Source organism: Streptomyces sp. NPDC048603, assembly GCF_043199475.1.
GTDB lineage: Bacteria > Actinomycetota > Actinomycetes > Streptomycetales > Streptomycetaceae > Streptomyces.
In genome coordinates this window covers 499,302-512,116 of record NZ_JBICVY010000007.1, presented here as the reverse complement: position 1 = coordinate 512,116, position 12,815 = coordinate 499,302, and the positions used below count along the sequence as shown (strand labels likewise).

Annotated in this window: 12 protein-coding genes; 3 read left to right on the top strand and 9 right to left on the bottom strand. The window is 71.0% G+C overall.

What is annotated here, in order from left to right:
- Positions 1-7: 7 nt before the first annotated feature.
- On the top strand, positions 8-1,216 hold the full coding sequence (locus ACGFQ9_RS20320; RefSeq protein WP_393575333.1) for an acetate kinase: 1,209 nt from the start codon (positions 8-10) through the stop codon (positions 1,214-1,216).
- 62 nt (positions 1,217-1,278) lie between these two features.
- Positions 1,279-2,709, top strand: a complete 1,431-nt coding sequence (pyk, locus tag ACGFQ9_RS20315) for a pyruvate kinase (RefSeq protein ID WP_393575331.1) — start codon at positions 1,279-1,281, stop codon at positions 2,707-2,709.
- Positions 2,710-2,809: 100 nt separating this feature from the next.
- On the opposite strand, the gene ACGFQ9_RS20310 is transcribed toward pyk, so the two are convergent.
- The 4 genes from ACGFQ9_RS20310 to ACGFQ9_RS20295 all read right to left on the bottom strand — a co-directional run bounded on the left by ACGFQ9_RS20310 (position 2,810) and on the right by ACGFQ9_RS20295 (position 6,975).
- A complete protein-coding gene (locus tag ACGFQ9_RS20310; protein ID WP_393575330.1) occupies positions 2,810-4,138 on the bottom strand; it encodes a hypothetical protein in 1,329 nt (442 codons plus the stop codon).
- Positions 4,128-4,664: a DUF6114 domain-containing protein gene (locus ACGFQ9_RS20305; protein WP_393575328.1), complete on the bottom strand. Its 537-nt coding sequence runs from the start codon at positions 4,662-4,664 to the stop codon at positions 4,128-4,130. The genes ACGFQ9_RS20310 and ACGFQ9_RS20305 overlap by 11 nt, the downstream gene beginning before the upstream one ends.
- 118 nt (positions 4,665-4,782) lie before the next feature.
- Positions 4,783-5,424 (bottom strand): DUF6230 family protein, encoded by a 642-nt coding sequence (locus ACGFQ9_RS20300; RefSeq protein WP_393575327.1) that lies wholly within the window; start codon positions 5,422-5,424, stop codon positions 4,783-4,785.
- A gap of 567 nt (positions 5,425-5,991) precedes the next feature.
- Positions 5,992-6,975 carry a tetratricopeptide repeat protein gene (locus tag ACGFQ9_RS20295; protein ID WP_393575325.1) on the bottom strand — a complete coding sequence of 328 codons (984 nt, stop codon included), beginning with the start codon at positions 6,973-6,975 and terminating at the stop codon, positions 5,992-5,994.
- A gap of 263 nt (positions 6,976-7,238) precedes the next feature.
- Here ACGFQ9_RS20295 and ACGFQ9_RS20290 point away from each other — a divergent pair, with 263 nt between their 5' ends.
- Positions 7,239-7,862 (top strand): TetR/AcrR family transcriptional regulator, encoded by a 624-nt coding sequence (locus ACGFQ9_RS20290; RefSeq protein ID WP_393575324.1) that lies wholly within the window; start codon positions 7,239-7,241, stop codon positions 7,860-7,862.
- Positions 7,863-7,991: 129 nt separating this feature from the next.
- Here ACGFQ9_RS20290 and ACGFQ9_RS20285 read toward each other — a convergent pair whose 3' ends face one another.
- From ACGFQ9_RS20285 to ACGFQ9_RS20265, 5 genes are all read right to left on the bottom strand, one after another.
- Positions 7,992-9,692, bottom strand: coding sequence for a methylmalonyl-CoA mutase (locus tag ACGFQ9_RS20285; RefSeq protein WP_393575322.1), 1,701 nt, complete (start codon positions 9,690-9,692; stop codon positions 7,992-7,994).
- 140 nt (positions 9,693-9,832) lie between these two features.
- The gene (locus ACGFQ9_RS20280) at positions 9,833-10,162 is read right to left on the bottom strand and encodes a DUF3817 domain-containing protein (RefSeq protein WP_393575321.1); all 330 of its coding nucleotides are present in this window, start codon (positions 10,160-10,162) and stop codon (positions 9,833-9,835) included.
- Positions 10,163-10,249: 87 nt separating this feature from the next.
- Positions 10,250-10,759 carry a MarR family winged helix-turn-helix transcriptional regulator gene (locus ACGFQ9_RS20275; protein ID WP_393575320.1) on the bottom strand — a complete coding sequence of 170 codons (510 nt, stop codon included), beginning with the start codon at positions 10,757-10,759 and terminating at the stop codon, positions 10,250-10,252.
- Positions 10,760-10,780: 21 nt separating this feature from the next.
- Positions 10,781-12,016, bottom strand: coding sequence for an MFS transporter (locus tag ACGFQ9_RS20270; protein ID WP_393575318.1), 1,236 nt, complete (start codon positions 12,014-12,016; stop codon positions 10,781-10,783).
- 55 nt (positions 12,017-12,071) lie between these two features.
- Entirely contained in the window at positions 12,072-12,815 is a 744-nt protein-coding gene (locus tag ACGFQ9_RS20265) for a tyrosine-protein phosphatase (protein ID WP_393575316.1), read from the bottom strand.

Here is a 12,815-nt window from a genome sequence, read left to right as displayed (position 1 = left end):
CTCCCCAGTGAACGCGACCGCATCGCGCGTCCTCGTCCTCAACTCCGGCTCCTCGTCGGTGAAGTACCAGCTGCTCGACATGGCCGACCGGTCCCGGCTGGCCGTCGGCCTGGTCGAGCGGATCGGCGAAGAGACCTCCCGCCTGGTCCACGGGTCGCCGGCCGGCGGCGGGAAGCGCGAGCAGCTCGGGCCGATCGCCGACCACGCGGAGGCGCTGAAGGCCGTGGCGGCGGAACTGGCCGCGGACGGGCTGGGCCTGGACTCTCCCGAACTCGCCGCTGTCGGCCACCGGGTGGTGCACGGCGGCACCCGGTTCACCGAGCCCACCCTCGTCGACGACGAGGTGCTCGCGGAGATCGGGAAGCTGGTGCCGCTGGCCCCGCTGCACAACCCGGCCAACATCACCGGTATCCGGGTGGCGCTCTCGTTGCGCCCCGACATCCCGCAGGTGGCGGTGTTCGACACTGCCTTCCACGCGACGATCCCGGACCACGCCGCCCGGTACGCGATCGACGCGGAGACCGCGGCGAAGTACTCCGTCCGCCGGTACGGCTTCCACGGCACCTCGCACGCGTACGTGTCGAGGGCCGCGGCGGCCCTGCTGGGCAAGGCCCCGCAGGAGGTGAACGTCATCGTGCTGCACCTGGGCAACGGCGCCTCGGCGTCGGCGGTCCGGGGCGGGGTGTGCGTGGACACCTCGATGGGGCTGACCCCACTGGAGGGCCTGGTCATGGGCACCCGCTCGGGCGATCTGGACCCGGCGGTGATCTTCCACCTGGCCCGGGTCGGCGGACTGTCCGTCGACGAGATCGACTCGCTGCTGAACAAGCGGAGCGGTCTGCTGGGCATGTGCGGGGACAACGACATGCGGGAGGTGCTGCGCCGGGCCGGCGAGGGCGACGAGGCGGCGCGGACCGCCTTCGCGACGTACACGTACCGGCTGAGGAAGTACATCGGCGCCTACACGGCGGCGCTCGGCCGGGTGGACGCGGTGGTCTTCACGGCCGGGGTCGGCGAGAACTCGGCCGAGGTGCGGGAAGCTGCCGTGGACGGACTGGACGCGCTGGGTCTGGTGCTGGACCCGGAGGCGAACTCCGTGCGCTCCCCGGAGCCGCGGATCGTCTCCGCCGACCGGGCGCGGGTGGCCGTCGCCGTGATCCCGACCGATGAGGAGCTGGAAATCGCCGAGCAGAGCTACGCGCTCGTTACTCGCTAGTCACTTGGACTTTCCGCCAGACGGAATATTCCGCTACGAAACAAACGGGATAGGATCCGCTTATGCGCCGTTCCAAAATCGTCTGCACGCTGGGCCCCGCCGTCGACTCGTATGAGCAGCTGAAAGCACTCATCGAGGCAGGCATGAACGTGGCCCGATTCAACTTCAGCCACGGCTCCCAGGCAGAACACCAGGAGCGGTACGACCGCGTCCGGAAGGCCGCCGAGGACACCGGGCGCGCCATCGGCGTCCTCGCCGACCTGCAGGGACCCAAGATCCGTCTCGAGACCTTCGCCGAGGGTCCCGTCGAGCTGGTGCGCGGTGACGAGTTCACCATCACCACCGAGGACGTCCCGGGCGACAAGTCCATCTGCGGCACCACCTACAAGGGTCTGCCGGGGGACGTCACCAAGGGCGACCAGGTCCTGATCAACGACGGAAACGTCGAGCTCCAGGTGATCTCGGTCGAGGGCCCCCGGGTCAAGACCGTCGTCATCGAGGGCGGTGTCATCTCCGACCACAAGGGCATCAACCTGCCCGGTGCGGCGGTCAACGTGCCCGCCCTGTCGGAGAAGGACAAGGAGGACCTCCGCTTCGCCCTCCGGATGGGCTGCGACATGGTCGCGCTGTCCTTCGTCCGTGACGCCAACGACGTCCGCGACGTCCACCAGGTCATGGACGAGGAGGGCCGCCGGGTCCCCGTCATCGCCAAGGTCGAGAAGCCGCAGGCGGTGGAGAACATGGAGGCCGTGGTCGCCGCCTTCGACGCCGTCATGGTGGCGCGCGGTGACCTGGCCGTCGAGTACCCGCTCGAGAAGGTCCCGATGGTCCAGAAGCGGCTCATCGAGATGTGCCGCCGCAACGCCAAGCCGGTGATCGTCGCGACCCAGATGATGGAGTCGATGATCACCAACTCCCGGCCGACCCGCGCCGAGGCCTCCGACGTGGCCAACGCCATCCTGGACGGCGCGGACGCGGTCATGCTGTCCGCCGAGTCCTCGGTCGGCCAGTACCCGATCGAGACCGTCAAGACGATGTCGAAGATCGTCGCGGCGGCCGAGGAGGAGCTGCTCTCCAAGGGCCTGCAGCCGCTGGTCCAGGGCAAGAAGCCGCGCACCCAGGGCGGCTCCGTGGCCCGTGCGGCCTGCGAGATCGCCGACTTCCTGGACGGCAAGGCGCTGGTCGCCTTCACCCAGTCCGGCGACACCGCCCGCCGGCTGGCGCGCTACCGCGCCTCCCAGCCGATCGTGGCCTTCACCACCGACGTGAACACCCGCAACCAGCTCACCCTGAGCTGGGGCGTCGAGTCCCACATCGTCCCGTTCGTGGACAACACGGACGCGATGGTCGACCTGGTGGACGGCGAGATGCTCAAGCTCAAGCGCTTCAACCCGGGCGACACCATGATCATCACGGCCGGTTCGCCCCCCGGCGTCCCGGGCACCACCAACATGGTCCGGGTCCACCACCTGGGCGGCGGCGACCTCGACTGAGGCCGTCCCCACACCGAGCGCCCGCACAGCGCGCCGAGGCCCGCACCCCCTTCCCGGGGTGCGGGCCTCGGCCGTTGTCGCGGTGTGCGCGGGTACGCCGCTACTCGGGCGGGCCGATGTAGTTCTTCAGGCCCGGGACGGTCAGGGTGCCGCCGAACTGGCCGGCCTGGACGACCTTGACCTTGGTGAAGAAGGCGAACGGGACGTCCAGCGGAGGCGGGCTGTTCGGGCTGAACTCGATCGGGATGATCCCGAACAGGTTGCCCTTCAGGGACTCGGTGTACATGGTCACCGTGCCCCCGCGGATCTTCGAGGTGGAGCCGGGCCGCGACTTGAGGTGCGCGACGTTCCCGCTCTTGCCCACGGTCTGGTAGAGGTCCTTGATGTCCAGCGAGTCCGCGGTGAACTTCAGTACCTTCTTGACCTTGCCGCTCCCCGTCTTCACCTCGACGATGCCGTGGTACTTCAGCCCGTAGAGGGTCAGCAGCGAGCTGTCCAGGTACCAGGGCTCGTCCGGCAGGAGGGGGATGCCGGGTTCGAGCTCGGCCTCGGCCAGGGCCTTCGCGTCGTACGTCGGGCAGGGGAACGGCTCCTTGCCGTCCTTGTCCTTCTTCGCGTCGGCGGCCTTGTCGTCCTCGGCGTCCTTGGCGGACGTGTCGTCCTTGGCGTCCTTGATGCCGGTCTGCTCGTCCCCGGTGCCGGGCTTGCCGGTCTCGTCCTTGGGGTTGGCCTTGGTGCCCTTGACCTCGTCGGAGAGCTCGCCGACCCGTACGCCGGCCTGCTTGGCGGCGTCCCGGATCGCCTGCTCCTGCGGGTGCGGAGCAGCCGGTGGCTGCGAAGGGGCGGGCGTGGTGGGAGCGGCGGGAGCGGTGGGAGTTGCGGTGGGCTGCTTGCCGGTCAGCCCGTCGAAGAAGTCACCGACCTTGTCGCTCAGGCCCAGCGGGTCGAGCGGGTCGGCCTTCTGCGTGGCGGTCGGGGACGGGGACGCGGTCGGCGCGGACGGGCTCTGCTTCTGGGGCTTCGCCTGGGAGGACGAGGAAGCCGACGGCGTGGGGGCCGGCGCCTTGCTCGATCGCGCCGAGGGGCTCGCGCCGGGCGAGGCACCCGGCGAGGGCGTCTTGGAGGGGCTCTTCGAGGCCGACGGGGACGGGGACGCGGACTTGCTCTCCTCGTCCTTCGGCTCGTCCGAGCGTGTCACGCACGGTCCCGGAGCGAACGGGATGTCCTTCTCGTCGGCCAGGGCCAGCTTCGGCCCCATGCCCATGCCGACGAACACGGCCGTGGGCATCGCGGCGAGCGCCATGGTCTTGCCGACGGGTATCTGGAGCTTCGTCAGCAGCGACTTCCTGGGCGCCGCGTGCCGCGGGCCCTTCCTTTCACGGGACTCTGCGTCTGGGGCCACGGCCCGCTGCGTCTCGTCACCCCGCACTGTTCCTCCCGCCATCGGCGTGGCCGCTCGTCTCGGTCGCGTGATCCGTTTCCATGGCGCGGGGGCCGGGGACGGCGGCCGCGGCCATCGCCTCGGCGGGCTGTCCGGCCGGCTCCTCGACGGGGATGCCCGGCGCCCACGACAGGGCGAGGCAGCCGCCCACCAGTGCGCAGAGGAAGCCCATGAAGAAGCCGCCGAGGTTGGACACCGGCAGCGACACCAGGCCGAGCAGGAGCGTGGCCACACCCGCGAAGATCCGGATCGACTGCTGGAACCAGAGGGCGAGGCCCAGGGTGATCAGCAGGACTCCGATGATCAGGGCGCCGGCACCGCCGGTCGTCGCCATCGCGAGGGTGACGCTGCCGAGCCGGAGGTCCGCGTACGGGAAGTAGGCGATCGGCACACCGGCGAGCAGGGTGAACAGCCCTGCCCAGAACGGCCGCGCGCCGCTCCAGGTGTGGAAGCGGTAGTACACCACGGTGAGCCAGTGGTCGCGAGCGGCGTTGACCGGGGCCTGGGGGTTCATGGACACAGCTCCCTGGAAACGGTGGTACTGGAGAACTACGTGGAGCCCGGACGGGCGGAGCGCACCGCGGGGCACTGGCCTCCGCGGCCCGCCCGTCCGGTCCTGCGACGGGGACGGACTACTTCTCGTCCTCGTAGCACGGCTGGTCGCCGCCGAGCAGGCGGAGCTTGAGGTCGGGCAGGCTGAAGGTGCCCGCCGTCGTCGCCCACGCCTTCTGCCGCACGTTGGACAGCGTCGCCTTGTCGGCGCGCTGCGAGAACGCGTACGGGCTCTTCACCGTGCCGGGCTGCGGCTTCGTCTTGTGGCTGGGGTCGCCCACGGCCACGCCGATGTCGAGGTTCTCGAACTCGGCGTCTGCGTCCAGCTCGGCGACATCCAGGTAGATGTTCTTCGCCACGGCCGGACGGCCCTTGTGACCGGTCTGCAGCTTCAGCGTGATGTTGCCGATGCCGGGGATCGGGGTCACCAGCGACTGGCACATGTTGGTGATCTTGGCCTCGCTGAACCCGGAGATGGTGACCGGGTGGTGGGCCGGGTTGCCCTTGAGGTCGTGACCCTCGGCGACACCGCCGTACTGGATCAGGTCCTTGCCCTCAAGCTTGTCGGCGCGGACCTTGAAGTCCTGGCCGGAGACGCTGAAGGACGCCGCGAGTGCGCCCTGCGCCAGACCCACGCCCACCGCGGCGGTGGCCGCGATGCTGGGGACCATGACGAGCGCGAAGCGCTTCCATCTGGTCCCGCCACGAACCTGGGAATTCATGTTGTTCCTCCTTCTCGGACGTACATCTCCGGTCCGGGCCCTGCCCGTCCTGGGATGGGAGAAGTGCTACGTCCTCGGGAAGGAGCGCAGGAGACCGAGGCGCGGATCCGCGACAGGTACACCGGCGATCACCCCCGAGCGACAACCACTGGGCCACGCGTCCGCGCAACCTGGAGGACAGGCCCTGCCGGTTCGGCAGAGACCCCCCTGTCCCGGGCCGGCGGCACAGCCACCGGTCCACTCGGTGGGGACCCATCTCCTCAGCTCCGGGTGAGGGCTCTGCGGGATGGACCGAGCGTGGCCGATCGTGGTCCATTCCAGGCCGCCGCACAAGGGGGTTCGTTACTCGCGGGTAACGGCTGGATAACCGGGGTGCGACGCGCGGCTTCCGGGTCGCCACAGAGGGTGCCACCCAGGGCCACGACAGAACCCCCGATTCCATCCGCAAGCGGACAGAACCGGGGGTTCGACTTACTCCCAGTAACAGCTCTTCCCATTACCAAGTTTTGGTAAAGCGCAGGCGCTGTTCGTCTCCGTGTCAATAAATCGTCGAGGCTCCGTGGGCTTTCAGAAGAGCACCCGGGCAAGGGCGGTACGGGCCGCCGTCACCCGCGGGTCGTCGGCGCCGATGACCTCGAACAGCTCCAGCAGCCTCAGCCGCACCGCGTCCCGGTCCTCGCCGGCGGTCACCCGCACGGTGTCGACCAGCCGCCCGAAGGCGTCCTCGACGTGTCCGCCCACCAGGTCCAGGTCCGCCGCCGCGATCTGCGCCGCCGGGTCCCGCGGGTTCTCCGCCGCCGCGGCGCGCACCGCCTGCGGATTCATGTCCTGCACCCGGGAGAGGAGTTCGGCCTGGGCCAGCCCCAGCCTGGCCTCCGGGTGCGCCGGGTCCTCGGCCAGCACGTTCTTGTACGCCTGGACGGCACCGCCCAGGTCACCGGCGTCCAGCGCGCGCATGGCCGCTTCCAGCAGCGAGTCGTACGGGCCCACGGGCACGGCGGCCCCCGCACCGGCACCGGCGCCGGGGGCGTCCTCGGCGTCCGGGTCCACGGTGATCCCGGTCAGGCCGAAGCGCTCCTCGGCGACCTGGATCAGCTGGGCGAGGGTCTCGCGGATCTGCTGCTCGGGCGCGGCGCCCTGGAACAGCGGCAGGGCCTGGCCGGCCACCACCGCGAAGACCGCCGGAATGCCCTGGATGCCGAACTGCTGCATCAGCATCTGGTTGGCGTCGACGTCCACCTTGGCCAGCACGAAGCGGCCGTTGGCCTCCACGGCCATCCGCTCCAGCAGCGGGCCGAGCTGCTTGCACGGCTCACACCACTCGGCCCAGAAGTCGATGACGACCGGGACCTCGGTGGACCGCTGGATCACATCACGTTCAAAGCCGGCCTCGTCGACGTCGATGACGAGCGCGGACGGCGGCACCGCTGCGGAACCGCCCTGCCGGGCGGTCTCCGCCCGCGCCTGCTCCGCCTTGGCCTTGGCCTCGCCGGCTGCCTTCACCGCGGCGAGGTCGACGACGCCGCTCATGGACATGTTTCTGGGCTGCATGCGTACATCCTCCCCCGTGTGCGCGCGCCTGCGAAAAAGTTCGCCGGAAAGCCGGAAATCCGACTGTTTGGCGCCTGGTCCCCACCTGGCGCCGGTAGCGGTTGCGTGGTTGTCGCATCGGTCTCGCTCTTACGCTACGAGTCGTAGCGTAACTCCCCCGTAAGCATCCGTGGCCGTGACGTCAGCCACAGGTGCGGTCCCGCCGACATGGACGGTGACGAGGGTCATGGCGGTTTCCCTACTGACGGGTATGGTCCTCTGCCATGCACACGCTTGGCTCCAGTTCCGGCCGCACCGGCCGTCCGCGCAGCGCAGCGGCGGACGCCGCGATCCTCGCGGCGACCCGGGACGCGCTCTGCGAGCTGGGCTGGTCCAAGCTGACGATGAGCGATGTCTCGGCCCGCGCGGGTGTCGCCAAGACCACCCTCTACCGGCGCTGGGCCGGGAAGAACGAGCTGGTCGTGGACGCGGTCGCGGAGCTGTTCGACTCCCTGGAGCTGCCGGACCGCGGCTCGCTGGAGGCGGACGTCGAGTACGTGGTGCTCCGGTTCGCGGAGCTGCTGCGGCGCCCGGAGGCCCGTACGGCCCTGATGGCGGTGGTCGCCGAGTCCACCCGGGACGAGGCGCTCCGTGACCGGATCCGGTCGGCGATCGTGGACCGGCAGAAGCACCTGGTCGTCCTGGGCCGGGAACGCGCCCAGGCCCGGGGCGAACTCCCCTACGAGGAGGACGAGTCCCTCGCCGGCCGCACCACCGACCTGATCTTCGACGTGATCGCCGGGACCGTGGTGCACCGCGCGCTGGTCAGCTCGGAGCCGGTGGACGAGGAGTGGGTGGCCACCTTCACGGCCCTGCTGATGCACGGTCTGCGCGGCCCCGCCGCCTGACCCCGGCCCCTGTCCCTGCCCCCGACCCGTGCCGACCCGGCCCGGCCCGGCCCGGCGCGAAAACGGCCCCGCCGCGCAGGGGATTCGCGACGGGGCCGGATGCGGGCCGGCGGGGGGCCGGCCGGGCGCCTAGAAGCCGGGCGGCTCGACGTACACGCCCCACTCCTCGCGCAGCACGTTGCAGATCTCCCCGAGCGTGGCCTCGGCCCGTACGGCGTCCAGCATGGCCGGGATCATGTTCGAGCCGTCCCGGGCCGCGGTGAGCATGGCCGCCAGCGCGCCGGTCACCTTCGCCTCGTCGCGCCGGCCCTTGCGCTCGCCCAGGACCCGGACCTGCTCCCACTCCACCTCGTGGCTGACCCGGAGGATCTCCAGGTCGCCGGTGACCGAGCCGTCGTGGCAGTTGACGCCGACGACCCGCTTGTCACCCTTCTCCAGCGAGCGCTGGTACTGGAAGGCGGACTCGGCGATCTCGCCGGTGAACCAGCCGTCCTCGATGCCGCGGAGGATGCCCGAGGTGATCGGACCGATCGGGTGCCTGCCGTCCGGGTGGGCCCGCAGGCCGCGCTCCTTGATCTGGTCGAAGATCTTCTCCGCGTCGGCCTCGATGCGGTCGGTGAGCTGCTCGACGTACCAGGAGCCGCCCAGCGGGTCGGCCACGTTGGCCACGCCGGTCTCCTCCATCAGCACCTGCTGGGTGCGCAGGGCGATCTCGGCGGCCTGCTCGCTGGGCAGCGCGAGGGTCTCGTCGAGGGCGTTGGTGTGGAGGGAGTTGGTGCCGCCGAGCACGGCCGCCAGGGCCTCCACGGCGGTCCGCACCACGTTGTTGTACGGCTGCTGGGCGGTGAGCGAGACCCCGGCCGTCTGGGTGTGGAAGCGCAGCCACATCGCCTTGTCGGTCTTGGCTCCGTAGACCTCCTTCATCCAGCGCGCCCAGATCCGGCGGGCGGCCCGGAACTTGGCGATCTCCTCGAAGAAGTCGAGGTGGGCGTCGAAGAAGAAGGAGAGGCCGGAGGCGAAGTGGTCCACGTCCAGGCCGCGGGAGAGGCCGAGCTCCACGTAGCCGAAGCCGTCGGCCAGGGTGTAGGCGAGCTCCTGCGCGGCCGTCGCACCCGCCTCGCGGATGTGGTAGCCGGAGACCGAGAGCGGCTTGTAGGCGGGGATGCCGTTGGCGCAGTACTCCATGAGGTCGCCGATGAGCCGCAGGTGCGGCTCCGGAGCGAAGATCCACTCCTTCTGGGCGATGTACTCCTTGAAGATGTCGGTCTGCAGCGTGCCGTTGAGCACCGCGGGGTCGACCCCCTGGCGCTCGGCGGCGACCAGGTACATGCAGAAGGCCGGGACGGCGGGGCCGGAGATGGTCATCGACGTGGTCACGTCGCCGAGCGGGATGTCCTTGAAGAGGATCTCCATGTCGGCGGCGGAGTCGATGGCCACACCGCAGTGCCCGACCTCGCCCAGGGAGCGCGGGTCGTCGGAGTCCCGGCCCATCAGGGTGGGCATGTCGAAGGCCACCGAGAGTCCGCCGCCGCCGGCGGCCAGGATCATCTTGTAGCGCTCGTTGGTCTGCTCGGCGTTGCCGAAACCGGCGAACTGCCGGATCGTCCAGGTGCGGCCCCGGTAGCCGGTGGGGTGCAGTCCTCGGGTGTACGGGTACTCGCCCGGCCAGCCGATCCGCTCGAAGCCCTCGTAGGTGTCGCCGGGCCGGGGTCCGTAGACCGGGTCGACGGCATCGCCGGAGAGCGTGGTGAAGTCGGCGTCGCGCTTGCGGGCCTTGTCATAACGGGCCTGCCAGCGGCGGCGGCCCTCCTCGATGGCGTCAGCGTCCATGCTGCGAATTTACTAGGACGTCCTAGTAAATGTCGATGGCAAACTCCGGGGAGTCCTCCGGAGTCCCCCGGAACGCGTAAGGGCGCCGCGGCCTGGAGGCCGCGGCGCCCGTGGCACCCGTGTCCCGAAGGGCTCCGGATCTACGCCTGAACGGTGACGGGGGCGCCGGAGACCAGCGGTTCGATCTCGGCGCGGACCTTGCGCTCGACGAAGAACGCGACCAGCGGGATGGTGCCGGAGACCAGCACCCACAGCAGCTTCCCGAACGGCCACTTGGCCTTGGAGCCCAGGTCGAAGGCGAACACGAGGTAGATCATGAAGAGCACGCCGTGCGCCTGCGAGACCGCGAAGGTCAGGTCGGCGCCGGTGCCGAAGCCGTACTTCGCCACCATGCAGGCACAGAGGATCAGCAGCATCACGGCGGTGACGTAGGCCATGACGCGGTAGCGGGTCAGCACGCTTCGTTTCATGCCGTCGAGCGTAACGGTCCGGTTTGCGAGATCTTGACCCGGGCGCCGCTTCCCCGGACGTGACCCCGCTTACCCGCCCGCGGCCTGCTACGACTCGTCGAAGTCGGCGGCGGCGACCCGCAGCGGCCGGAGCATCGCGAAGATCTCCGCACACTCCTCCGCGTCGTACACGCCGAGCCCGAAGTCCATCCCCATCAGGTCCCGGGTCGCGGCCTCCACGACCTCCCGGCCCTTGTCCGTGATCGAGGCCAGGGTCCCGCGGCCGTCGTTCGGGTTGGGCCGCTTGGCGACCAGACCGGACTTCACCAGGCGGTCCACGGTGTTGGTGACCGAGGTCGGGTGGACCATCAGCCGCTCGCCGATCTTCGACATCGGCAGCTCGCCGGACTTGGAGAAGGTCAGCAGCACCAGCGCCTCGTAGCGGGCGAAGGTCAGCCCGTACGGCTTCACCACCGCGTCGACCTCGCCGAGCAGGATCTGGTGGGCCCGCATGATCGAGGTGATCGCGGCCATCGAGGGCACCGGGCCCCAGCGCTGCTGCCAGAGCTCGTCGGCGCGGGCGATGGGATCGAAGGGAAGGCTGAGCGGCTTGGGCACGTACCAGACCTTACCGGCCGGTCATTTGGTGGAAAGGGCCGTCTCATTCCTCGATCGCACCACCTCGCCGAGCAGCACGGCCACACACAGCGTCCCGAGGACCCCGGCCCCGGCGACGACCAGATGCACCGGCAGGAACTCGGCGGCCAGCCCGGCCGCCGCCATCCCGGCCCCCTGGAGCGTCATCAGCCCCGTGCTCAGCAGGGTCATGGCCCGGCCGCGCAGTTCTTCCGGCAGCGCGGCGACGTACCACTGGTCCAGCCCGAGGGTGTGGGCGTGAGCCAGCCCGGCGAGCAGCAGCAGGGCCAGGGCGGCGGCGAGGCCGGGCCGTACGGCGTACCCGGCGAGCGGCAGCAGCCCGACGGCGGCCAGCGGCACGGTGATCCGGGCCCGGGCCCGCGGGCCGAGCGCGGACCCGGCCCACAGTTCGCCCGCGACGGTGCCGACGGGCAGGGCGCACATCAGCAGACCCAGTGCGGCCGGCCCGGCGCCGAGCCCTTCGGCGTACGGGGCCATCAGGGCCTCCGGCACGACCAGGAAGAGCGGCGGCACCCAGAACAGCAGGGTGAGCGCGCGCAGCCACCGGTCCCCGAACACCGCGCGGAACCCGGCGAACGGCGAGGTCCGGGGCCCGCCCCCGGACCGGGGGGGCCGGGCCCGGGTGCCCAGGCGCAGGAGCAGCGCTGACCCGGCGAACCCCGCCGCCGTCAGGACCAGAGCCGCGCGCGGCTGGATCACGGTGAGCAGCAGCCCGCCCAGCCCGAATCCGGCGAGCAGGGCGCCCTGCGCGACCATCCGCAGCAGCGACCGCCCGAGCACGAAGGCGTCCCCGTCACCGAGGACGTCGGGCAGGGAGGCGGCCCGGGTGCCCTGGAAGAGCGGCGCGACCAGCGCCATGACACAGCGCAGGCCGAGCAGCAGGGCGACCGGTGTCCCCGGCAGCACCATGGCGGCGGCCGCCGCGGCGCACACCAGGTCGCAGCCGACCAGCAGCCGCCGGGCCGGGTACCGGTCGGCGAGTCCCGCGAGCAGGGTCCCGCCGACGGCGTACGGCAGGAACCCCAGGGCGAAGGTCAGCGCGCTCAGCAGGGGCGACCCGGTCAGCCGGTACACCAGCACGGTCAGGGCGATCTCGGCGACCACCACCCCCAGCACGGACACCAGGTGTGCGGCGAACACGGCCCGGAACTCCCGGACCCGGAACACGGAGCGGTAACCGGACGCCGGGGCGGCGCCGGCAGCGGTTTCGGTCGGCATGCGTCGACCCTGCCGCCGGGACCCGCCGCGGCCCAGTGATTCGGCCTCGGCCGAATCAGTCGGCCAGCAGCCGCTTGCGGAGCCGGGCCAGGAGGTCCTCGTCCACGCCCAGCCGGGTGGTGGCGTATCCGTGCACGGAGCCGTACGCCGCGGTCAGGTCCGCCAGGAAGAGGCGGATGACCTCCTCCGGCGCCCGCCCGTACGCCGGCCAGCGCAGCTCCCGGCCGGGGTGGGCCGCGTGCCAGTCGGCCACCAGGCGGGCGGTGGCCAGTTCGGTGAGGGCGAAGTCGGCGGCGATGGTGTCCTCGTCGACCCCCAGCAGGGCCAGGAGCAGGGCCGCGAGAAGCCCCGTCCGGTCCTTCCCGGAGGCGCAGTGGAAGACCTGCGGGGCGTCCCAGTCGGCGATCACCTCCAGGGCCTGCCGCAGTTCGGCGGTGCCGTCGTCGGCGACCTCCGCGAACCGGTCCGCGAGGTACCGCCAGGAGTCGAGCTCCGGGTCGATCTCCGCCTGGTCGTAGGGCCGGTGCTCGATGCTGCAGTTGTGGTACGCCAGGCCCGCCGCCTCCGGGACCCGGCCCTTGGCCTCGATCTCCCAGGGGTAGCGCAGGTCGATGACGGCCCGGACGCCCAGCGCCTCGAACCGCTCCCGGTCGGCCGCGGCTCCCGGTCCGGCGAGCTTGCCGAGGGAGTCGGAGCGGTAGAGGCGTCCCCAGCGCACGGTCCGGCCGTCACGCGTCCGATAGCCGCCCAGATCACGGAAGTTGTGCAGATTCTCGAAGTCCACATGTCGTCGCGTCAC

What these genes read in the sequence shown, in the direction of transcription:
- pyk (WP_393575331.1), top strand. Translation starts at nt 1,279, where the DNA reads ATGCGCCGTTCCAAAATCGTCTGCACGCTGGGCCCCGCCGTCGACTCG.
- ACGFQ9_RS20305 (WP_393575328.1), bottom strand. Translation starts at nt 4,664, where the DNA reads ATGAACCCCCAGGCCCCGGTCAACGCCGCTCGCGACCACTGGCTCACC.
- ACGFQ9_RS20300 (WP_393575327.1), bottom strand. Translation starts at nt 5,424, where the DNA reads ATGAATTCCCAGGTTCGTGGCGGGACCAGATGGAAGCGCTTCGCGCTC.
- ACGFQ9_RS20295 (WP_393575325.1), bottom strand. Translation starts at nt 6,975, where the DNA reads ATGCAGCCCAGAAACATGTCCATGAGCGGCGTCGTCGACCTCGCCGCG.
- ACGFQ9_RS20290 (WP_393575324.1), top strand. Translation starts at nt 7,239, where the DNA reads ATGCACACGCTTGGCTCCAGTTCCGGCCGCACCGGCCGTCCGCGCAGC.
- ACGFQ9_RS20285 (WP_393575322.1), bottom strand. Translation starts at nt 9,692, where the DNA reads ATGGACGCTGACGCCATCGAGGAGGGCCGCCGCCGCTGGCAGGCCCGT.
- ACGFQ9_RS20280 (WP_393575321.1), bottom strand. Translation starts at nt 10,162, where the DNA reads ATGAAACGAAGCGTGCTGACCCGCTACCGCGTCATGGCCTACGTCACC.
- ACGFQ9_RS20270 (WP_393575318.1), bottom strand. Translation starts at nt 12,016, where the DNA reads ATGCCGACCGAAACCGCTGCCGGCGCCGCCCCGGCGTCCGGTTACCGC.